Annotated in this window: 22 protein-coding genes, 1 tRNA gene and 1 pseudogene; 15 read left to right on the top strand and 9 right to left on the bottom strand. The window is 68.6% G+C overall.

Annotation, left to right across the window (positions count from 1 at the left end):
* Positions 1-24: 24 nt before the first annotated feature.
* From rph to rdgB, 3 genes are all read left to right on the top strand, one after another.
* Positions 25-762 carry a ribonuclease PH gene (gene rph / locus OO70_RS33295; protein ID WP_043679507.1) on the top strand — a complete coding sequence of 246 codons (738 nt, stop codon included), beginning with the start codon at positions 25-27 and terminating at the stop codon, positions 760-762.
* Positions 763-918: 156 nt separating this feature from the next.
* Positions 919-1,323: a hypothetical protein gene (locus tag OO70_RS33300; protein WP_043679510.1), complete on the top strand. Its 405-nt coding sequence runs from the start codon at positions 919-921 to the stop codon at positions 1,321-1,323.
* 31 nt (positions 1,324-1,354) lie between these two features.
* Entirely contained in the window at positions 1,355-1,957 is a 603-nt protein-coding gene (gene rdgB / locus OO70_RS33305; RefSeq protein WP_043679512.1) for an RdgB/HAM1 family non-canonical purine NTP pyrophosphatase, read from the top strand.
* Positions 1,958-1,998: 41 nt separating this feature from the next.
* Here rdgB and OO70_RS33310 read toward each other — a convergent pair.
* From OO70_RS33310 to OO70_RS33320, 3 genes are all read right to left on the bottom strand, one after another.
* Positions 1,999-2,081 (bottom strand) — tRNA-Leu (locus tag OO70_RS33310).
* A gap of 13 nt (positions 2,082-2,094) precedes the next feature.
* On the bottom strand, positions 2,095-2,772 hold the full coding sequence (locus OO70_RS33315; protein WP_043679515.1) for an HNH endonuclease signature motif containing protein: 678 nt from the start codon (positions 2,770-2,772) through the stop codon (positions 2,095-2,097).
* Entirely contained in the window at positions 2,769-3,422 is a 654-nt protein-coding gene (locus tag OO70_RS33320; RefSeq protein ID WP_043679518.1) for an HNH endonuclease signature motif containing protein, read from the bottom strand. The genes OO70_RS33315 and OO70_RS33320 overlap by 4 nt, the downstream gene beginning before the upstream one ends.
* Before the next feature lie 155 nt (positions 3,423-3,577).
* Here OO70_RS33320 and OO70_RS33325 point away from each other — a divergent pair, with 155 nt between their 5' ends.
* On the top strand, positions 3,578-4,096 hold the full coding sequence (locus OO70_RS33325) for a GNAT family N-acetyltransferase (protein WP_043679521.1): 519 nt from the start codon (positions 3,578-3,580) through the stop codon (positions 4,094-4,096).
* Here OO70_RS33325 and bcp read toward each other — a convergent pair.
* The gene (bcp, locus tag OO70_RS33330; RefSeq protein ID WP_043679525.1) at positions 4,089-4,556 is read right to left on the bottom strand and encodes a thioredoxin-dependent thiol peroxidase; all 468 of its coding nucleotides are present in this window, start codon (positions 4,554-4,556) and stop codon (positions 4,089-4,091) included. The two genes, OO70_RS33325 and bcp, sit on opposite strands and share 8 nt — an antisense overlap.
* Positions 4,557-4,650: 94 nt before the next feature.
* Here bcp and OO70_RS33335 point away from each other — a divergent pair, with 94 nt between their 5' ends.
* Positions 4,651-4,998, top strand: coding sequence for a DUF3618 domain-containing protein (locus tag OO70_RS33335; RefSeq protein ID WP_043679530.1), 348 nt, complete (start codon positions 4,651-4,653; stop codon positions 4,996-4,998).
* 55 nt (positions 4,999-5,053) lie between these two features.
* Positions 5,054-5,410: a GroES family chaperonin gene (locus tag OO70_RS33340; RefSeq protein ID WP_026150372.1), complete on the top strand. Its 357-nt coding sequence runs from the start codon at positions 5,054-5,056 to the stop codon at positions 5,408-5,410.
* Positions 5,411-5,495: 85 nt separating this feature from the next.
* Here OO70_RS33340 and OO70_RS33345 read toward each other — a convergent pair whose 3' ends face one another.
* Positions 5,496-7,928: a transglycosylase domain-containing protein gene (locus OO70_RS33345; protein ID WP_043679642.1), complete on the bottom strand. Its 2,433-nt coding sequence runs from the start codon at positions 7,926-7,928 to the stop codon at positions 5,496-5,498.
* Between the two features lie 222 nt (positions 7,929-8,150).
* Here OO70_RS33345 and OO70_RS33350 point away from each other — a divergent pair, with 222 nt between their 5' ends.
* The 4 genes from OO70_RS33350 (at position 8,151) to OO70_RS33365 (ending at position 11,697) form a co-directional block, all read left to right on the top strand.
* Positions 8,151-8,951, top strand: coding sequence for an ABC transporter permease (locus OO70_RS33350; RefSeq protein ID WP_043679534.1), 801 nt, complete (start codon positions 8,151-8,153; stop codon positions 8,949-8,951).
* 100 nt (positions 8,952-9,051) lie between these two features.
* Positions 9,052-9,816, top strand: coding sequence for an ABC transporter permease (locus OO70_RS33355; protein ID WP_051741874.1), 765 nt, complete (start codon positions 9,052-9,054; stop codon positions 9,814-9,816).
* A 2-nt stretch (positions 9,817-9,818) separates the two neighbouring features.
* On the top strand, positions 9,819-10,796 hold the full coding sequence (locus OO70_RS33360; RefSeq protein WP_043679537.1) for an ABC transporter ATP-binding protein: 978 nt from the start codon (positions 9,819-9,821) through the stop codon (positions 10,794-10,796).
* 43 nt (positions 10,797-10,839) lie between these two features.
* On the top strand, positions 10,840-11,697 hold the full coding sequence (locus OO70_RS33365; protein ID WP_043679540.1) for a DUF1707 SHOCT-like domain-containing protein: 858 nt from the start codon (positions 10,840-10,842) through the stop codon (positions 11,695-11,697).
* 57 nt (positions 11,698-11,754) lie between these two features.
* Here the strand turns inward: OO70_RS33365 and OO70_RS33370 are convergent, their stop codons facing one another.
* Positions 11,755-13,113, bottom strand: a complete 1,359-nt coding sequence (locus OO70_RS33370) for an SGNH/GDSL hydrolase family protein (RefSeq protein ID WP_043679543.1) — start codon at positions 13,111-13,113, stop codon at positions 11,755-11,757.
* A gap of 106 nt (positions 13,114-13,219) precedes the next feature.
* Here OO70_RS33370 and OO70_RS33375 point away from each other — a divergent pair, with 106 nt between their 5' ends.
* From OO70_RS33375 to OO70_RS33385, 3 genes are all read left to right on the top strand, one after another.
* The gene (locus OO70_RS33375; protein ID WP_043679545.1) at positions 13,220-14,572 is read left to right on the top strand and encodes a DUF445 domain-containing protein; all 1,353 of its coding nucleotides are present in this window, start codon (positions 13,220-13,222) and stop codon (positions 14,570-14,572) included.
* Between the two features lie 128 nt (positions 14,573-14,700).
* Positions 14,701-15,108: a hypothetical protein gene (locus tag OO70_RS33380; protein ID WP_043679548.1), complete on the top strand. Its 408-nt coding sequence runs from the start codon at positions 14,701-14,703 to the stop codon at positions 15,106-15,108.
* 5 nt (positions 15,109-15,113) lie between these two features.
* Entirely contained in the window at positions 15,114-15,500 is a 387-nt protein-coding gene (locus OO70_RS33385; protein ID WP_158711545.1) for a hypothetical protein, read from the top strand.
* 40 nt (positions 15,501-15,540) lie between these two features.
* Here OO70_RS33385 and OO70_RS33390 read toward each other — a convergent pair whose 3' ends face one another.
* Complete coding sequence (locus OO70_RS33390) at positions 15,541-15,852, bottom strand: hypothetical protein (protein ID WP_043679552.1); 312 nt, start codon at positions 15,850-15,852, stop codon at positions 15,541-15,543.
* A gap of 358 nt (positions 15,853-16,210) precedes the next feature.
* On the opposite strand from OO70_RS33390, the gene OO70_RS33395 reads away from it, so the two are divergent.
* The gene (locus OO70_RS33395; protein WP_234337004.1) at positions 16,211-17,497 is read left to right on the top strand and encodes a DUF3500 domain-containing protein; all 1,287 of its coding nucleotides are present in this window, start codon (positions 16,211-16,213) and stop codon (positions 17,495-17,497) included.
* The gene (locus OO70_RS33400) at positions 17,494-18,855 is read left to right on the top strand and encodes a HupE/UreJ family protein (protein WP_051741868.1); all 1,362 of its coding nucleotides are present in this window, start codon (positions 17,494-17,496) and stop codon (positions 18,853-18,855) included. The genes OO70_RS33395 and OO70_RS33400 overlap by 4 nt, the downstream gene beginning before the upstream one ends.
* Before the next feature lie 116 nt (positions 18,856-18,971).
* On the opposite strand, the pseudogene OO70_RS33405 reads toward OO70_RS33400, so the two are convergent.
* A pseudogene (locus OO70_RS33405) lies at positions 18,972-19,904 on the bottom strand (hydrolase); the annotation flags it as partial.
* Positions 19,905-20,230: 326 nt separating this feature from the next.
* A complete protein-coding gene (locus OO70_RS33410) occupies positions 20,231-21,079 on the bottom strand; it encodes a hypothetical protein (protein ID WP_043679558.1) in 849 nt (282 codons plus the stop codon).
* Positions 21,080-21,093: the final 14 nt, after the last annotated feature.

Here is a 21,093-nt window from a genome sequence, read left to right on the forward strand (position 1 = left end):
GGCCCTACGACTAGGCTCTTCGCCATGTCTCGCATCGACGGCCGAACCCCCGAACAGCTCCGCCCCGTCACCATCGAACGCGGCTGGAGCAAGCACGCCGAGGGCTCCGTCCTCGTCTCCTTCGGCGACACCAAGGTCTTCTGCACCGCCTCGGTCACCGAAGGCGTCCCCCGCTGGCGCAAGGGCAGCGGCGAGGGCTGGGTCACCGCGGAGTACTCCATGCTGCCCCGCGCCACCAACACCCGCGGCGACCGCGAATCCGTACGCGGCAAGATCGGCGGCCGCACCCACGAGATCAGCCGCCTCATCGGCCGCTCGCTCCGCGCGGTCATCGACTACAAGGCCCTCGGCGAGAACACCATCGTCCTCGACTGCGACGTCCTCCAGGCCGACGGCGGCACCCGTACGGCGGCCATCACCGGCGCGTACGTCGCCCTCGCCGACGCCGTCGCCTGGGCCCAGGGCAAGAAGCTGATCAAGGCCGGCCGCCAGCCCCTCACCGGCACGGTCAGCGCGGTGTCGGTCGGCATCGTCGGCGGAGTCCCGCTGTTGGACCTCTGCTACGAGGAGGACGTCCGCGCCGAGACCGACATGAACGTCGTCTGCACCGGCGACGGCCGCTTCGTCGAGGTCCAGGGCACCGCCGAGGCCGAGCCCTTCGCACGCGCCGAGCTCAACGCTCTCCTCGACCTCGCGGTCGCCGGCTGCGACGAACTGACCGCCGTACAGCGCAAAGCACTTGAGGCCGCGCTGGAGAAGTAAGAGGCTTGGCCGGCCAGGTAAAGGACGCATCAAGGACGTACCAAGACGAGCGGGCCGCCGGGGCAACCCGGTGGCCCGCGCCCGCGTCCCTACGCATACGAAACGGAAACGGGGAGGGGCCGCCGAGGCCCACCCCCAGGGGGAGGAAACCCGACCATGGCCGCAAGCCGACGCAGTCGTCGTCGCCACATCGCCGCAGCCGCCACGGTGGCGGTGATCGGCCTGACGGCCGGACTCACCACCGGCTGCGACGCGGTCAACAAGGCCATCGACTGTGTCCAGACCGCCGACACCATCGCCGACAGCGTCACCGGCCTCCAACAGGCGGTGGAGAACGCGGCCAACGACCCCACCCAGACCGACGAGGCCCTCAACTCCATCGAGAAGGACCTCGAAAAGATCGGCGACAAGACCGACAACGCCGACGTCAACAAAGCGGTGGACGACCTGAACAAGGCCGTCGACAACGTCCGTACGGCCGTCAAGAACGGCGACAACACCCCCGACATCAGCCCGGTCACGGACGCGGCGGGTGAGCTGACGAAGGTCTGCACGTCGTAGGCGCGGGGCGGGCGTTGGAATACTGGACGCCATGACACGCCTGATCCTCGCCACCCGCAACGCCGGGAAAATCACCGAACTGCGGTCGATCCTCGCCACCGCGGGCCTGCCCCACGACCTGATCGGCGCCGAGTCCTACCCCGACATCCCCGACGTCAAGGAAACGGGCATCACGTTCGCGGAGAACGCGTTGCTGAAGGCCCACGCCCTGGCCCAGGCAACGGGCCTCCCGGCGGTCGCCGACGACTCCGGCCTCTGTGTGGACGTCCTGAACGGCGCCCCCGGAATCTTCTCCGCCCGCTGGTCCGGCACCCACGGCGACGACCAGGCCAACCTGAACCTCCTCCTGGCCCAACTCTCGGACATCGCCGACGAACACCGAGCCGCCCACTTCGCCTGCGCGGCAGCCCTCGCCCTCCCGGACGGCACGGAACGCGTGGTCGAGGGCCGGCTGAAGGGCGTCCTGCGCCACACCCCAACAGGCACAAACGGCTTCGGCTACGACCCGATCCTCCAGCCGGAGGGCGACACACGCACCTGCGCGGAACTCACGGCGGAGGAGAAGAACGCGATCAGCCATCGGGGGAAGGCGTTCCGGGCGTTGGTGCCGGTGGTTCGGGAGTTGTTGGGCTGAGACGACGGAGGGGCCGTCCTTGCGGACGGCCCCTCCGGACGTGCGGCCGATGGGAGTCGAACCCACATGGGCAAATGCCCCGAGGCACCTAAAACCTCTGCTTATACCATTCAGCAACGGCCGCGTGCCCGACCATGCTACCGGGGAAGCGTGCGACTGCGGCTCCCGCCTCTGCACCAGGTGCTGGTGATCGCGTGGCAGTTGGGACACAGCAACCGCAGGTTCTCCCGCCGGTCGTCACTCCAGTCCCCGTTGATGTGATCGACCTCCAGTGTCATGGGCTTGCCGAGCCACTCAGGACCGATCCCGCATTCGGCGCAGACCTCTGGTGCGCCTACCTCCATGAGCGCCCGACGCAACAGGTGCGTTCTCGTCCGACGGATGCCGTCGTGCTGGACGAGGATGTTCTCGGCACGCCGAAGAGGCACGCTGCCTGGTTGCCCTCGCTGGTGCGCCCGTCCCAGAAAGTGGGAGGTGTCGAGGTCGTCTTCCGCCATCCATCGGCGGAGCAACGTGCGCAGTCGGCTGTTGTACGGCTCCATCCCGAGTGCGCGGAGCGCGTCCGCGAGGGACGTGGCTCCCTCGACGGCGCGGCGCAGTTCGTCGGTGGTCGGTTTGGATGGCGTCGCGTTCGATCGTCTCTGGCGTGGCATGTGGGAGACGTCGATTCCGAAGTGGTCGAGACGCCGGAAGAGGTAGCGGCGAAGCTTGCCGTAGGGCTGCGTACCGAAGAATCCGATGACCTCGTCGATGTCGGTACAGCGGGCGGCGGCTTCGGACAGTCGCTCGCGGGTGTACTGCATGCCGTTGCTCATGAGGCGCCACCTTTGCCGCGCCCCTTTCCACGTCCTCGGTAACTGTCCGTCGTCGAGTGGCAGTTGGGGCACAGAAACCGCAGGTTCTCGATGCGGTTGTCGCGCCAGTTGCCGTCAATGTGGTCGACCTCTAGCGGGAGCGAATGTCCTCGCCAGACCGCTTCCGCCCCGCACAGAGCGCACCGCTCCTGCATTCCCAAAGCCTTCAGCGCCCACTTGAGTCGATCGCTCGGGATGCGCCGAGCCTGACCGGTCGGCTGCTCGACGAGTAGCCCCTCAGGCGTGCGGGGTCGCCGGGTTTCGCCCCGCCGGGTCGGCATCTGAAAGTGCGAGGTGTCGATGTCGTACGCCTTGATCCGGCGACTGATGTGCGTGTGATGCCCGCCCACGACCTCCAGCCCGAGACACCGCAGCACCTCGCACATGTTCGTCGACGCCGAGACCGCCGCCTGAAGGATCTCCCTCGTCCACTTCACGCCCTCGCGCTCGAAGTGCGAGACATCCACTCCCAGCTTTTTCATCCGCCCAAGAACGTAGCGCCGCGTCGAACTCCCCGGATCCACCCCCAACCGCTCCAACGCCTCCGACAACGTCCGCGCCCCTTGAGCCGCTCCTTCCAGCCGCTCCCGCGAATACGCGCTGACCCCCATCGTTCCCCTCCGATCTCGACCACACGTTCGCGGTCTCGAATGGAGTAACGAGAGGCTTATCGGACAGTCACGCCCGAAACGTAAAGCAGTTGATAGACTGTGGGCCGCTAAAGCCTCCCAGGTACGGACCCTTGTCCCCCCGGGAGGCTTTTTTCATGACCTCTTTCATGGCAGCAGTAGACGTACGGCCGGCCACCCCCGCCGACCGCCCCACCGTGGAGCGGCTCTGGCTGATGTTCCGGCATGACCTGTCCGAGTTCGCGCCCGGAGGGCAGTCCCAACTGCCCAACCCGGACGGCGCGTTCCGCAGTGAGCGGGTGGACGCGGCGTTCGACGGTGGTGATGGGGACTGGGCGCCGTATCTCTTCGTGAGCGGCGAGCGGCCTGTCGGGTTCGCGTTCGTGCGGGGGATCACCGCACCCATCCGCGTCCTCAACAGCTTCTTCGTCGTGCGTGGTGCTCGGCGGGGTGGGGTTGGGCTGCGGGCTGTGCGGGATGTTGTCGGGCGGTACCCGGGGGACTGGGAGGTCGCCTTTCAGGACGGTAATCCGGGGGCTGTGGCGTTCTGGCGGCGGGTCGGTGAGGAGCTTGCTCCGGGGGAGTGGAGCGAGGAGCGCAGGTCGGTGCCTGGGCGGGCCGACCTGCCTCCTGATGTGTGGGTGTCGTTCAGATAGCCAGGTCCTTGATGATCTTTGCCACGTGGCCCGTCGCCCGTACGTTGTACAGCGCGTGTTCGACCTTGCCGGCCTCGTCCACGATGACCGTGGAGCGGATGACGCCCATGTAGGTCTTGCCGTAGTTCTTCTTCTCGCCGAACGCTCCGTAGGCGTCGAGGACCGTCTTGTCGGGGTCCGCGAGGAGGGTGACCTTGAGGTTCTCCTTCTCGCGGAACTTGGCGAGCTTCTCCGGCTTGTCGGGGGAGATGCCGATGACGTCGTAACCCGCGCCGGCCAGCACCTCCAGGTTGTCCGTGAAGTCGCAGGCCTGCTTGGTGCAGCCGGGGGTCAGGGCCGCCGGGTAGAAGTAGACGATGACCTTGCGGCCCTGGTGGGCGGCGAGGGACACCTCGTTGCCGTCGGCGTCGGGGAGCGTGAAGGCGGGGGCAACGTCCCCGGGCTGGAGTCGTTCACTCATCGCGCTAGCGTAACCGGGGGTGCTGACAGTGCACTCCGCGCGAGAGCTGACAGACTGTGCGGCACAAGTACCAGCAGACTTCGGAGGCCGTACGGTGACGGACACGTCGAACACGCCGGACACCAGAACCCCGGCGCAGATCGAGGCGGACATCAAGCGTCGCCGCGATGTCCTGGCCGACACGCTCGACGAGATCGGGGTGCGGGTGCACCCGAAGACCATCGTGGGTGACGCGAAGGCCAAGGTCGCGTCCAGCATCGATCACACCCTCGGGAAGGCGTACGTCGGCGTCAACCGCGTCGTGAGTGACGTCAAGGGGCAGTTCGTGGACGACGAGGGTGCGCCGAGGATTGAGCGGATCGTGCCCGTCGCCCTCGTTGCCGTCGGTGTCGTGGGGCTGTTCGTCCTCGGGTCCCGGCGTCGTAACGGTCGTAAGGGCTGAAACCGTGGGTGACCCGCCCGCGTACGGGCGTGTCCGGGACAGGTAGGTTCGTGGCGTGAGCGCCAAGAGAGACGAGCAGAGCACCCAGCACGACAAGCTGCCCATCCGGATGCTGCACGACCGTGTGCTCGTGCGGCAGGACAAGAGTGAGGGCGAGCGGCGTTCGGGTGGCGGGATTCTGATTCCCGCAACCGCTGCGGTGGGGCGGCGGCTGGCCTGGGCCGATGTCGTCGCGGTGGGGCAGAACGTGCGGACCGTGGAGCCCGGTGACCGGGTCCTGTACGACCCGGAGGATCGTGCCGAGGTCGAGGTGCGGGGGGTTGCCTACGTCCTCATGCGTGAGCGTGACCTGCACGCGGTGGCCGCCGACCGGTTCGAGGGGTCCGAGGACTCGACCGGTCTGTACCTCTAGTACGAAGCATCAGGAAGGCCCGAAGGGGCTGGTGACCATCGTCACCAGCCCCTTTTGCCGTGCGCTTCCGTTCAGCGGCCCCCGGTCACTCCTTCTTTCTCGCCGTGCTCTGCGGGCCCGCCGTCGTCCCTCCGGTGGTCGTGCCGTCGGTGGTGCCGTCCGTCGTGGTTCCTGTGGTGCCGCCGGTCGTTGTCGTGCCGTCCGTGGTCGTGCCCGTGGTGCCGCCGGTGGTGGTTGTGCCGCCGTCCGTCGTCGTGCCGGTCGTGGTGGTGCCGCCGGTCGTCGTCGTGCCCGTGGTGCCACCGGTCGTGGTGCCGCCGTCCGTGGTGGTCGTACCGCCGTCCGTCTGGCCGCCCTGGGTCTGGCCCTGGGTGTTCGGGCCGCCGGTGGTGGTCGTGCCGCCGTTGTCCTGGCCGTTCGTCGTCCCCGGCTGGGTGGGTTCGATGCTCGGGGGTGCGACGGTTTCCGCGCCGTCCTGGAGCTGGAGGTCGAAGTCGCTCGCCTCGGTGCCCTTGAGGGCGGACTTGGTGAACTGGGCCCAGATCTCGGCGGGCGCGCCGCCGCCGTTGACGCGTTCGAGGCCCATCGCGCCGTAGAGCGGCTCGTGGGCGGCGGTGGTCGGGTTCTGGCCCATGACGGAGACGACCGTGGCGAGGTCGGGGGTGTAGCCGGCGAACCAGGCCGCCGTGTCCTTCTCCGCCGTGCCGGTCTTGCCTGCCGCCGGGCGGTCGGCGCCCTGGGCGGCGGTCGCCGTGCCGTTGTCGACGACGCTCTGCAGGACGTTGGTCGTGGTGTCGGCGGACTCGCGGCTCACCGCGCGGGTGGTCTTCCGGGCCGGCAGCTTGACCTCGTTCGTGCCGTCCTTGGTGATCTTCGAGATCATCGTGTACGTGTGCCGCTCACCGTGGTTGGCGAGGGTGGCGTAGGCCTCCGCCATGTCGAGGACGCTCGCGGTGGACGGGCCGAGCGCGATGGACGGGGTGGCGGTCAGGTCGGGGGTGTCGGACGGGATGCCGAGGTCGATCGCCGTCTGTTTCACCTTGCCGGGACCGACGTCCACCGCCATCTGCGCGTACACCGAGTTGACGGACTTGTCCGTCGCCGTACGGACGGTGATGTCGCCGTAGGAGACCTCGTCCTCGTTCTCGGGGGCGTAGGAACCGCCGCTCCAGCCTTCCACGGGGCGCTTGTTGGTGCCGTCGTAGTAGGTGTTGGGCGTGATGGTCTGGCCGTCCTGGGTCTGGGAGCCGTTCTGGATGGCCGAGGCGAGGACGAACGGCTTGAAGGTGGAGCCGACTTGGAAGTCGCCGCGGGTCGCGCCGTTCGTGTACTGCTTCACGTAGTCGATGCCGCCGTACATCGCGACGATGTCGCCCGTCTTGGGGTCGACCGAAGCGCCGCCCGCGCGCACGTAGTTGTCGACCTTGCGGCTCTTCTTGTCGAGTTTGGACATGACTTGGTCGTTCACCGCCTTCACGAAGGCGTCCTGCTTGCTCTTCTGCAGGGTGGTGGTGATGCGGTAGCCGCCCGCTTCGAGGGTGTCCGCGTCGATGATCTTGTTGGTGGCCAGGTAGTCCTTGATCGCGCTGACGATGTAGCCGCGCTGCCCGGACATGCTGGTCGAGGCGGTGGCCTCCTTCGGCATGGGGAACGTCATGCCGGCGCGCGCGGACTGGGTGAGCCAGCCCTTCTTGACCATGCCGTCGAGGACGTAGTTCCAACGGGCCACCGCTGCGGCCTTGTTCTCCGGATGCGCCACGACGTCGTACTCGCTCGGCGCGTTCAGCAGTGCGGCGAGGTAGGCGCCGCGGCCGGCGTCGAGGTCGGCGGCGTCCTTGCCGTAGTAGGCCTGGGCGGCGGCCTGGATGCCGTAGGCGTTGCGGCCGAAGTAGCTGGTGTTGAGGTAGCCCTCGAGGATCTCGGACTTGGACTCCTCGCGGTCCAGCTTGATCGAGATGAAGAACTCCTTCACCTTGCGGGTGACGGTCTGTTCCTGGCCCAGGTAGTAGTTCTTGACGTACTGCTGGGTGATCGTCGAGCCGGACTGGGTGCCCTTGCCGGTGGCGGTGTTCCACGCGGCGCGGACCATCGCCTTGGGGTCGACGGCGGACTCGGAGTAGAAGTCGCGGTCCTCGGCGGCCAGTACGGCGTGCTGGGCGTTCGCGGAGACCTGGGCGAGGCCGACGTTCTCCCGGTTGACCTCGCCGTCGCGGGCGAGTTGGGTGCCGTCCGCGTAGAGGTACACGTTGGACTGCTTGGTGGCGAGCGCGTTGGCGGGCGGGATCTTGACCAGCGAGTACCCGAGGTAGAACGCGCCGATCAGCAGCGCCACGAGCGCGATGCACCCGGCGAGCGTCATACGCCAGGTCGGGATGATCCTGCGCCACCCGGTGCGCTTGGGCCGCTTGGGCTTCTTGCCCCCGGATGCCCCGGGCACCTCAGGCTCCTGAACCGCCGTTTGCGGTTCCCTGGGTGCCCAGCCCTGCGCGGGCTGCTGCGGCTGCGGCTGGTCGCTCATGTCGTGCACGGACTCCTGTTTCGCGTCGTACCGTCCCGTACTGCCTCGTACGTTCCTGTACGGCCTTGTGCGCTTCTGCGCCCCCAGACGAAGACTCTCGCACCATGCGTTCCGTTCCCGCCGATCGGCACGCACTTGCCCGGAAAATGCGTGGCGTGCGTCACCACCTGCGCAGTAGGCTCCTGCGCTTGTGTGTCAAGGGGTGGTGGAAGGGTGGTTTCTGTGGGCGCTGGGCGGTTGTACGCGGCCGTCGCGGCGGGCGGTTTCAGACGGTACGCGACTTATCGGGCGGCGACGCTCGCCGGGGTGTTCACCAACACCGTGTTCGGTGTCGTCCTCGTCTACACGTATCTGGCGCTGTGGGACGAGCGGCCGCATCTCGGGGGGTACGACCAGGCGCAGGCGGTGACCTATGTGTGGCTGGGGCAGTGTCTGTACGCGACGCTGGCGATCCAGGGCGGCGGGTTCGAGAAGGACCTGATGGAGCGGATCCGCACGGGCGACATCGCCGTCGACCTGTACCGGCCGGCCGACCTCCAACTGTGGTGGCTGGCAAGCGACTTCGGGCGGGCGCTGTTCCAGATGCTGGGGCGGGGCGTGATCCCGTTCCTCTTCGGCTCGCTGTTCTTCCGGATGGCCCTGCCCACGGACGTCACCTCCTGGGCGGCTCTGCTGGTCGCGCTGCTGCTGGCGGTGCTCGTCAGTTTCGGCATCCGCTATCTGGCGGCCATGAGCGTGTTCTGGCTGATGGACGGCACGGGCGTCAACCAGGCCATGATGATCCTGGGGATCTTCTGCTCGGGCATGGTGCTCCCGCTGAACGCCTTCCCCGGCGTGCTCGGCGACATCGTCCGCGCGCTGCCGTGGGCGGCGCAGATCCAGATGCCGGCGGATGTGCTGATGGGGAAGACCGATCCGCTCCACGCGTACGCCTTCCAGGCGGTGTGGGCGGTGGCGCTGCTCGCGGCGGGGCGGCTGATGCAGTCGGCGGCTACGCGCAGGGTGGTGGTCCAGGGTGGCTGAGACGACCCGAAGGAGTGAGGAGGTGACCCTTCGGCACCCGGGTGACGGTGAACTGCCGCGCTGGCGCGAGGGGTTGCGGGCCTACGGACTGATCGCCGCGATGTGGATCCGGTCGAGCATGGCCTACCGCGCCTCCTTCGTCATCACCGTGGTCGGCAACCTGCTGGTGACCGGCCTGGACTTCGTCACGATCCTGCTGATGTTCTCCCAGGTCCATTCGCTGGGCGGCTGGTCGCTGCCCGAAGTCGCCTTCCTGTACGGCCTGTCGGCGACCGCGTTCGGGATCTCCGACCTGGTGCTCGGCTCGATGGACGTGCTCGGCGCCCGCATCCGTGATGGCTCCTTCGACACCCTGCTCGTGCGCCCGGCACCGGTGCTGGCCCAGATCGGCGCGGACCGGTTCGCGCTGCGCCGCCTGGGCCGGATCACCCAGGGTGGCCTGGTGCTGGGGTACGCGCTGCTCCACATCGACGTCAACTGGACTGTCGGCAAGCTCCTGTTGGTGCCGATGATGCTGATCTGCGGCGCGGCGATCTTCGGGGCGTTGTTCGTGGTGGGCGCGGCTTTCCAGATCCTGGCGCAGGACGCGGCCGAGGTGCAGAACGCGTTCACCTACGGCGGCAACACCCTGCTGTCGTATCCGCCGGCCGTGTTCGGCAAGGACTTCGTCCGGGGCGTGACCTTCATGCTGCCGCTCGCCTTCGTCAACTGGGTGCCCGCGTCCTATGTGTTGGGGCGGCCGTACCCGCTGGATCTGCCGGCAGGCGCTGCGTTCGCGTCGCCGTTGGTGGCACTCGCCTTCTGCGCGCTGGCCGGGCTGGCCTGGCGGGCAGGGCTCAAGTCGTACCGAAGCACGGGGAGTTGAGCGTGACAGAGCAGGCGTTCATTGAACTGGACCGCGTCGAGAAGGTCTTCGACGTGCGCAAGAAGACCGGGTTCATGAAACGGGAACGGCGACAGGTGCGCGCCGTCGACTCGATCTCCTTCGGTGTGGCCCGCGGTGAGATGGTCGGCTACATCGGTCCGAACGGCGCCGGGAAGTCGACCACCATCAAGATGCTGACCGGCATCCTCACCCCGTCCGGGGGCCGGCTGCGGGTGGCCGGCATCGATCCGTCCCGCGAGCGCACCCGGCTCGCGCACCGCATCGGCGTGGTGTTCGGGCAGCGCACGACGCTGTGGTGGGACCTCCCGCTGATCGACTCGTACAAGCTGATGCACCGCATGTACCGCATCCCCGACGCCCGTTACGCCGAGAACCTCGACCGCTGTGTCGAACTCCTGGAACTGGGCGCCCTGTTGGACGTCCCCGTACGCCAGCTCTCGCTCGGCCAGCGGATGCGCGGCGACATCGCGGCGGCCCTGCTGCACGACCCCGAGGTGCTCTACCTCGACGAGCCGACCATCGGCCTCGACGTCATCTCCAAGGCCAAAGTCCGGGAGTTCCTGCGGGAGTTGAACGCCGAGCGCGGCACGACGGTCCTGCTCACCACCCATGACCTCCAGGACATCGAGCAGTTGTGCTCCCGCGTGATGGTCATCGACCACGGCCGCCTGATGTACGACGGCCCGCTCACCGGGCTGCACGAGGCGGGGGAGAGCGAGCGGACCCTGGTGGTGGACCTGGAACGGGAGTTGCCCCCGATCGAGGTGCCGGACGCGCGGGTGGTGAAGGTCGAAGGACCGCGCCAGTGGCTGGCGTTCCCGGCGTCGGAGTCGGCGGCCCCGCTGGTCGCGCGGATCGCGGCGGAGTACCCGATGGTGGACCTGTCGGTGCGCGAGCCGGACATCGAGGCGGTCATCGCCAAGATGTACGCGGAACAGGCGGAGAAAGCGGCCTCCTAGCCTCTCGTAGCTCTTCGCGGAGCGACCTCGTAGGCTGCTCTTTATGACCGACGACGCAGTCCCGGAACTCCGCGCATCCGACGCCGACCGTGAGCGAGTCGCCGAGGTCCTGCGCGACGCCGTCGCCGAGGGCCGCCTCGACATGGAGGAGTTCGAGGAGCGTCTGGAGGCGACGTACAAGGCGCGGACGTACGGCGAACTGACGCCCATCACCCGCGACCTGCCGGCCCCCGGCGTGACCCCGCCGCCGGTGAACATGGTCAAGGAGCCGGTGGACAGCGGGAGTTGGGCCGGGCGGATCGTCGGCGGCGAGGGGTCCTCGACCGGCGCGGTGGCCATCATGTCCGGGTTCCAGCGCAAGGGGCGCTGGACGGTCCCGAAGCGGTTCACCTGCTTCGCCTTCTGGGGCGGCGGCGAGATCGACCTGCGCGAGGCGAACTTCGCGGACCGCGAGGTCGAGATCAACTGCATCGCGATCATGGGCGGGATGAACGTGATCGTGCCGCCGGGCGTCGAGGTCGTCGTCCGCGGCATCGGCATCATGGGCGGCTTCGACCACAGCCAGGAAGGCGTGCAGGGCGACCCGGGCGCCCCGCGCGTGATCGTCACGGGCTTCGCCTTCTGGGGCGGGGTCGGCGTGGAACGCAAGCTCACCCGCGCGGAACGGCAACGCCTCAAGGAGGAGCGGCGCCAGGAGAAACTGGAGCGCGGCTCCTCGGCCAAGCAGCTCTACGGCTCCCGTCGCGACGCCTTGTCCGACCTGGACGACGCCCACCGCGACGCCATGGACATCCACCGCGAGGCGATGCGGCGCCGGCACGAGGAGCGCCGGGAACGGCACGAGGAGCGGCGCGAGCGACACCGGGAGCGGCGGGAGCGCAGGCACCGGGACTGGGACTGAGGTCTTTTTTCGACGAGGGCGAGGGCAGGGGCGGCGCCTGCTCATGGCTCCGCCGGATCACAGTTGGGCCGGAACCGCGCCCTTGAGGTCCGCCAGGTCGATGGTGCGGGCCATCTCCCGGTAGCCCCGGTCGTTGGGGTGGAGGTGGTCGCCGCAGTCGTACTCGGCGGCCAGCCTGCGCGGGTCGTACGGGTCGCGCAGCGCCTTGTCCATGTCGACGACGGCGTCGTAGACCTTGCCGCTCCTGATCCCCGCGTTGACCTGTTGCCGTACGGCGTCCCGGCCCGCCGAATAGCGGGGGTGGCCGCCGAAGGGCATCAGGGTGGCGCCGACGACCTTGATGCCGTGGGCGTGGGCCCGGCGGACCAGGGTGCGCAGGCCGGTGAGGATGTCGTCGGCGTCGGCGCTCTGCAGGACGTCGTTGACGCCGAGGTCGATGACGACGACCTTGACGTTCGGGCGGCCGAGCACGTCACGGGTGAAGCGGACGAGGCCGCTCTGGTTCTCGGCGGGGCGGCCCGACCGGCTCGCGAGTATCTGGTTGCCGCTGATGCCCTCGTTGACGACGCTGTAGCGGGGCACGTCCTGCCCGTCCGTCACGGCCGCGCGCAGCCGCTGCGAAAAGGCGTCCGGCCAGCGGCGGTTGGCGCTCTCCGTCGAGGTGGACCCGTCGGTGATCGAGTCGCCGAACGCGACGACCGTGCCGTCCGCCTGGTCGCTCAGCACGTCCAGCGCGGTCAAGTAGCGCCAGATCGCGGTGCGTTGACGGTACGGCGTGCCGGTCGCGTCTTCCGTGCGGTCGCCGTCGGCGAGATAGGAGATCTGCTGTGCGTACGGGTGGTAGGTGGCGGGTCCCGAGTCGGTGGGGGAGTAGGTGGTGACCAACATGTCGGCGCTCTGCGGGACTTGGAGCCGGACGGCGTCGCTGAGTATCTGCTTCCCGGCCGGAATGGTGACGGAGGTCGCGCCGCGGAAGGTCAGCCGGCGCATGGTGCCCTCGGCGGCGGCGGAACTGTTGTCGGCGGCGGCGACGGCGATCGAGGCGTGCGTGAGGGTGAGCGGGGCGCGGCCGTAGAGGTTGGACAGGGTGATCCGGGCGCCCGTGCCGCCGGCGCTCGTGTGGACGATGTTGCGCACCGAGCGGCCCGCCATGCCGGTCTTCTCGGTGCCGTCCTCGCCGGCCACCGGGGCGGCGGCCCAGGAGCCGACCCAGGTGCCGGCCGAGGCGGGGGCGGCGGAGTTGTGCGGGGACCGCGCTCCGGAGGAGTTCCTCCCGTCGTCGCGGCTTCCGTCGCCCGCGGCGGCCCCGACGTATATGCAGGCGGAAAGGACCGCGATCAGGGTGATGATCGCGGTCAGCAGGGCACGCTGTTTTGTGGGGGACACCCCCTCGCCCCCATCACGTCGCTCGGTCACGCGGTACGGATCTCCTCGGGTGAGTGGCAGGACCCTGCCATTTTGCCCGTTCGGGTGACAGCGGGAACTCCTGTTCCGTTCCGGGAGTCGGTCAGGAAGGGACAATATGCACGGTACCGGCGAACGGGTGGAGCGGATGGAACGTAAGGAAGCGGGGTTGGGGGCGGCGACCGAGAGTGACGGGTCCCGCCGCACGATGACCACGTTCAGCGCGGCCGACGAGGAGAGGCAGCGCGGCGTACGCCGGATGAAGCTGACGGCACTCGCTCTGTTGCTGTTCGTGGCCGTCGTCTACGTGCTCGCGAAATGGGCGTCGAACTCGGGCGCCGGCCCCTGGGCGGGCTATGTCGCCGCGGCGGCCGAGGCCGGCATGGTCGGCGCGATGGCCGACTGGTTCGCGGTCACGGCCCTCTTCCGCCACCCGCTGGGCCTGCCCATCCCGCACACCGCGATCATCCCCACCAAGAAGGACCAACTGGGCGTCTCGCTGGGCGAGTTCGTCGGCGAGAACTTCCTCTCCGAGGAGGTCGTACGACAACGTCTGCGCGCGGTCGGCATCGGCAGCCGCCTCGGCGCCTGGCTGGCCGTACCGGATCACGCGGACCGTGTGACGGCCGAACTGTCGGCGGCGCTGCGGGGCGCCCTCACAGTGCTGCGGGACTCCGACGTCCAGGCGGTCGTCGGCGAGGCGATCACCCGCCGTGCCGACGCCCAGGAGATCGCGCCCGGCATAGGGAAGATGCTGGAGAAGATCGTCGCCGACGGCGGTCACAAACGCGTCGTCGACCTGATCGTCACCCGCGCCCACGACTGGCTGGTCCTGCACGACGAGCAGGTCATGGACGCGGTCGAGGGCGGCGCCCCCGGCTGGACCCCGAGGTTCGTCGACAAGCGGATCGGCGAGCGCGTCTACAAGGAGCTGCTCCGCTTCGTCACCGAGATGCGCGACATGCCCTCCCACCCGGCCCGCGGCGCCCTGGACCGCTTCCTCGGCGACTTCGCCGCCGACCTCCAGTCCGACACGGAGACCCGCGCGCGCGTGGAGCGCCTCAAGGGCGAGGTCCTCGGCCGCGGCGAGGTCCAGGACCTGATCGCCAGCGCCTGGACGTCCGTACGCTCGATGATCGTGTCGGCCGCCGAGGACGAACGCAGTGAGCTACGACTCCGGGTGCGGGCGTCCCTGCTGTCCCTGGGCGCGCGGATGGCCGTGGAACCGAAGCTCCAGGCGAAGGTCGACGGCTGGGTCGAGGGCGCGGCCGTGTACGTCGTGACGACGTACCGCAAGGAGATCACCTCCCTGATCACGGACACGGTGGCAGGCTGGGACGCGGAGCACACGACCCGCAAGATCGAGGCGAACATCGGCCGTGACCTGCAGTTCATCCGGATCAACGGCACGGTGGTGGGGTCGTTGGTGGGGTTGTTGATCTATACGGTGACGAGGCTGGTGGGGGTGTAGGGCGAGGTTTTCGGCGGGGGCTGGGCGAGGTCTCCGGCGGAGGTTTCGGCGGGGGTTTCGGGCTGAGACCGGGTATCTGAGTACGCGTACTCTGTCGCGGCCTCGCCGGTGCGGGAACCCTCGTACGCATGACCGAGAAGTTGCTGACCCCCCTGCGGACGCGCCCCTGGCCGGAACGCTGGCTGACCCGCGCGCTCGGTGCCGGGGCAGCGACGGCGGCGTACGTGGCGTGCATCCCGGCGGGTTCGGTGCCGACGTCGGCCGAGGCGCCCGGTGGTGGGCTGGTGCTCGCGGTGATCCTGATGTCCCTGGCGGGCTACTTCGGCCACCGGGACGACCTGGCCTGGCCGTTGCTGCTCGTGGCGGTGCCGCCGGCGATGCTGATGTACGTGTCCTTCGAGTCGGAACAGCCACTGGAGTGGGCTTTCGCGACGCTGGTGATCGCGGCGGGGACGCTGATCGCGGCGACGGTGGGCCGCTGCTTCAGGCCCCGCCGGGAGGACCCGACGGACGGCTTGCTGTGCGCCCACCAGTGATCGGCATGGAGCTGCCTCCCGACACCGTGCTTGTCTTCGACCGAGACGAGGACCTGTTCGTCTTCGAGTCTCACGTTCATGTCACGAACTGGATCGAGGCGATGGACGTGGACGACGGTGAGTACCCGGCGGTGTATTCACCGGACGGCGGCGTGTTGGCGCTCACCGCCCCCGAAGGGCCGGAGGGGCCGGTAGTTCTGTCCAGGACCGATGACGTGGACCTGGGCGATCTGGAGCGGCGGGTGGCCGCCTACTGGCACCGCCACCAAACGGGCCGGCCCCCGCGTGACCCGCTGCAGACAGCCCGCTTCTTGATCGACATGGCCAACCAGCCCCGCAGAGGGTGGCTGGGTCGGGTCACCGACCTGCTACGACGGGAGCGTCAGGCGTAGTCGCGGCTGACCGGGCAACTCGTCCCGCTGCCCGACGGAGTCACCCGTGCCGGTCCGCGACCGCCCACGACGCGAGGGCGACCGCGCCGGCGACGCCGAGGACGGCGGGCCAGGCGCCCACCTTCTTGGCCAGCGGGTGGGACCCGGCGAACGCGGCGACGTACGCGGCGGTGAGTGCCCCGGCCGCTTTTCCGCCCGCCTGCTGCCGCCACTGCTGCGCCGCGGTGGCTCCGGCCACGGCCAGTACGACCCCGCCGAGTTGCCGCTTCCTGGTCCAGCGGGCCACGCCGTACCCACCGACGAGACCGCTCGCGGCGACCACCGCGCTGGGAACGCTCGGGACCTTGGCCATGACGTGCCTCCTGGGAACTGGGCCGACCGGATATCGCCACCGAGGCTAGCGTGCGCGGCGATCAGCTCTCACACGCGGTAGCAGGAAACCCTATTCAGGCGATAAGCGCAGCCTGTCAAATGCTTAAGTGAATTCTCTGAATTCATGGCACGTAGCTGTGCGACCTGAAACTTATTTTACCCACGTGACCATCCATTGAGATTCCGGTGAGAACGTCGATAATCTTGTCAACGATCGCGCGAGCGGCCGACCGGCGCCGCCCCCTGCGTGTCTCACCCCTGCCTGCGACCCGCTGACGAGCGGCGATGGGTGCTGCCCATGCGGCGGGGACATCTTTCTGGAATTGAAGGAGTGGTCCGTGAGTAAAGAAAGAACCCGTCTGGTGCGTACGAGACGGACCTGGCGTGGAATAGCCGGAGCCGTCACGGCAATTGTGCTGGTCGGCGGCGGTTTTGCCGTGGCGAATGCCTCGACGGACACGCAGACCGGTAAGTCGGCGGCGGGCGTCAAGCGCCCGGTCGACAAGAAGGCCACCGGCGTCGGCGCCGTGGTCAGCGCGGCGAACGAGTTCCTGAACACGCTGGACGCCGACCAGCAGGCGGAGGTGCTGCTGGACTTCTCGCAGGCGAACGCGACCGCCTGGTCCAACCTCCCGTGCGGCTCGACCTGCCGCCCCGGCATCCAGCTCGGCTCCCTGACGGACACTCAACTGGCCGCCGCCATGAAGGTGGTGAAGCTCGCCACGGGCACCGGCAAGGGCACCGGGTACGACCAGATCACGCAGATCCTCAAGGCCGACGACGTGCTGAACGCCGCACAGGCCACCAGCTCCGCGGGCCCGGCGCCGTCGGACACCGCGTCGAGCACGGCCTCCGCGGACCCGTCCGCCACGGCCGACCCGTCCGCCAGTTCGACGGCCACCGACACCCCGACCGACGTCCCGACCGGCACCCCGCCGTCCGGCGGCACCGGAGGCGGCGGGATGGGCGGCTACGGCAGTGGCGTCTACTTCCTTGCGTTCCTCGGCACCCCCTCGGTGACCGGCACCTGGCAGCTGCACTTCGGCGGCCACCACCTCGCCGTGAACCAGACCTACAAGAAGGGCAAGGTGGCAGGCGCCAGCCCGTTCTTCGTCGGTGTCGAGCCCAGCAGCTGGACCGACGACGACGGCACCACGTACTCGCCCCTGGAGGCCCAGCGCAACGGCATGCTCGCGCTGACCGGCAGCCTGAGCACGGAGCAACTGGCCACGGCCAAGCTGTCCGAGTCGTTCAGCGACGTACTCCTCGGCCCGGGCGAGGACGGCCAGTTCCCCGCGACCAAGGAAGGCATCAAGGTCAGCTCGCTCTCCCCCAAGCAGCAGCAGCTGGTCCTGAAGGCCATCCACCCCTGGATCGCCAACGTGGACGACGCCACGGCGAAGCAGCTCATGAAGACGTACGCGCATGAGCTGAACCAGACCTACGTCGCCTACTCCGGCACCACCGCCCTCGACACCCAGGGCGACTACGTGCGCATCGACGGCCCCGGTGTGTGGATCGAGTTCGTCTGCCAGAACGGCCTCGTCTTCCAGGGCAAGGTCCACTACCACACCGTGTACCGCGACCACACCCGCGACTACGGCAGCGAGTTCACCTTCTCATGACCGATCCGCGAACTTGGCTGACCACAGCGCTTCGCCTGGTGGCCGGGATCGCGATCGCGGTACCGGCGGCGCTCCTGCTCGGAGCGTCGCCGGCCGCCGCGCACCCGATGCCGCACTCAGTGGTCCAGCTCGACGTGTACAAGGACTCGGTCACCGCCCGACTGGCCCTGCCCGTAGGCGACTTCACCACGGCCAGCGGCATCGACCTCAACACCGTCAAGTCGTCCGCCCTCGCCACCAAGTCCCAGGCGATCCGCACCTACCTCGCCGCCCACATCCACCCGACCACCCTCAAAGGCGAGGCCTGGCAGGTCGCCATCGGCGCCCTGAGCCTCAGCCGCACCGAACAGACCTCCACCGGCCCGTACCGCGAGCTGGTCGCCAGGGCGGTATTGACCCCACCCGCCGGTGCCGACGTACGCCACTTCACCCTCGACTACGACGTGATCGTGCACCAAGTCGTCACCCACATAACGTTGGTGTCGGTCCGTCAGGACTGGGCGGCCGGCCGGGTCACCGGCGACGGCGCCACGCAGGTCGGCACCATCCGCCTCGACGTCCGGCACATGAAGGTCCCGCCGTTGACGGTCGACCTCGGCAAGGGCAGCGCGTGGCGAGGCTTCGTGGCCATGCTCCAACTCGGCGCCAACCACATCCTGACCGGCACCGACCACCTCCTGTTCCTGCTCATCCTGCTGCTGCCCGCACCGTTGCTGGCAGCCGGCGGACGCTGGAACGGCGGCCTGGCGGGCCCGCGCGCCGCACTCACGCGCATCGGCCGCATCACGCTCGCGTTCACCGTCGGCCACTCGGTCGCGTTGGCCGCCACCGCCCTCACCCGCTTCGAGATCCCCGGCCGACCGGTGGAGGCGTTCATCGCGGCCAGCATCCTCGTGGGCGCGGTGCACGCGATCAGACCGCTCTTCCCCGGCAAGGAGGCGATAGTGGCGGGCGTCTTCGGCCTGGGCCACGGTATGGCGTTCTCCTTCATCCTCGCCGAAATGCACCTGTCCACAGGCCAGTTGGCGACCAGCCTCCTCGCCTTCAACCTGGGCATCGAGCTGGTCCAACTCCTGCTGGTCTGCCTGGCGTTGCCGTCGCTGCTGGTACTGGCGAGGCTGCGGGTGCAGCCCGTGCTGCGGGTGACCGGCGCGCTGATCACCGCCACGGCGGCCCTCGGCTGGCTGGCGGACCGCCTCGGCCTGCCCAACCCGGTGGCGAGGGCGGCGGACAGCGCCGGATCGCATACGACGGGGATGCTGACGGTGCTCGCGCTGGCGGCGGTCGCGGCGGTCGGTTGGACGCTGGTCGTCCGCCAACGCGGGCGCGGACTACCGGAGTTGGGGACAGCGACGTAGGGACGCCGTGGCGTAGGGACGTAGTGGTGTAGAGGTGGATGCGGGCCGGGGTGTGTGCTTCCCCGGCCCGCATCCGATCCATACCCGTGCCCGTGCCCGTGCTCAGTGGCTCAAGAGGAGAGCCACTCGGTGGCGTTGAGGGCGAGGGCGGCGTTGGTGGCGCCGGTGTCGTTCCAGCCGTCGTAGAGCGTGTTGCCGGACTGGCCGGTGCCGTCGTCGATCGGCGAACTGTCGCCCCAGAAGGCGACCTTGCCGCTGCCGTAGGTGCTGGCCAGGAAGAAGGCACCGGTGTTGCCGGAGTAACCGCTGCGGTACACAAGGCCCTTGACGGCGGAGTTGTCGGCGGGCGTGAGGGTGGCCGTCGTACCGTTGGCGATCAGGCTCTTGGTGACGGTACCGAAGGAGCCGTGCAGCACGGGGTCGCTGCTGTCGGTGATGGCCTTCGGGTAGCCCGAGCTGATGTTGAGCGAGTCGATCGAGAACCCGAACGGGTCGTCGCTGTCCACGCTGTTGTTGGTCATCAGGTCGTTGAGGATCTCGACGGCGTCGTACCCGTCGTTGTTGCGGTCGGACCCGGTGTGGTCGGAGATCATGAACAGCCCGCCGCCGGCCTTCACGAACTTCATGATGGCGGTCTTCTCGGCGGTGGTGAACTTGATGTTCGGCTCGGGCAGCACGAGCGTGTCGAAGTTCGACAGGTCGTTCGCCGACGAACCCCCGTAAGTGAGCGCGCTGGTGGCGGTCTTGAGGCTGTAGTCGCCGGTCTTCTGCAGCGCGATGCCCCACGACGACAACGCCCCGGTCCAGTCCTTGTCGGAGGAGGGGGAGGAGTCCTGGGACAGCGGGTCGGGCTTGCTCGTCGAGATGATCCAGTCCGCGTTCCCCGCCTCCTCGGCGTGCCCGTCGTCGAACAGGACGCGGTGCGTGGTGGCCGCGGCGGCGGGGGTGACGGTGGCGGCCTGAACGGCCGCTCCCGTGGCCAGCATGCCGAACACGGTGAGAGCCGTGGTGAACCTACGGCGTGACGTGAACTTGCCAAGACTGGGCATCCGGTGAACCTCCGTGAAGTGGGGGGAATCCATGAGTGGGGGGTGGAGTGAACAGGGGGTGCGGGTGCTGCGGATGTCGCTTACTGCGGTGAATCTTCGCGCGTAGAACGGTAGTTGAGTGATCACCGATCAACACAAGGGAGGACGGTACACACGGGATCGGGAGTGGCGGGAGGGCCTCCCGGCGGTTCACGTAGATCTCTTACTCGGCGGTGCGGGGTTGGGGAAATGGCGCGGTGCCGGGCGCGGTGATACATGGCGACCCGGCACCGAGGTGCTGACGTGCGGTGCTGCTGGAGGTTCGAGACTGGAGGCTGGAGGACTGCTTACCTGACGTCGACGAAGTCGCCAGGCGCGGTCGCCGCGGCGGTGGTCGCGGTGCCGGCGAAGACATAGCGGTAGTAACCGTCGACCGTGGCCTTGGTGGTGGTCTTCAGAACGCCGGTGCTGTTGGTCTTGATCGTCTTGAGGGTGGTGTAGGTGCTGCTGCTCTTCTTGCGGAACTGCAGCTTCACGGGCTGGGACACGTACCCCGCGTACTTGCCCGTCGACCAGTTCGCGCGGGCGAGCTTGCCCGTGACCGTGATGGTCTTGCCCTTCTTGACCGGCTCGGGCGTGGCGTCGGCGGTCAGTGTGGAGGCCTTCTTGATCGAGGCGGTGGCGACGTCGTCGTTGTAACTGGCGTTCGCGTACAGGTCCCAGGCCCCCAGGAACAACTTCCAGGTCCCGGCCACACCGTTGTCCTTCATGTCGGTGGCGGGGTGGATGTTGAAGACAGCCTTGCAGGTGTAGGTCCCCTGGGTCGCCGTCTCCGTGCAGTCGGGGTCGTCGTCCGTCCCCAGCCCACCGGTGATCCCGTCCGTGGTCGAACTGTCGGTCCCCTGCCACAGGAACGCCTCGGTGAGCGCGACACCGTTCTGGTCCGTGGCGGTGTACGTCACGGTGACGGTCTTCGTGCCGGTGGTACCGAGGACGATGTCCTTGCCGCCGTTGATGACAGCGTGCGAGAACTTGGTGTTGCCGAGCGAGTCTCTCGGCTGAACGGCCTTGGAGGCGAAGGAGGTTAGCTCCGCCGCCGCCCCCGTACGCTCCGCCGCCTGAGCGGTCACCGGAAGCGCGAGCGCGGACAGAACGACGCTACCGGAGACAACGGCAGCCGCAACGCGTATACGCATGAAACCCCCACAGG

The sequence above is a fragment of the Streptomyces xylophagus genome (assembly GCF_000716435.1).
Lineage (GTDB): Bacteria > Actinomycetota > Actinomycetes > Streptomycetales > Streptomycetaceae > Streptomyces > Streptomyces xylophagus.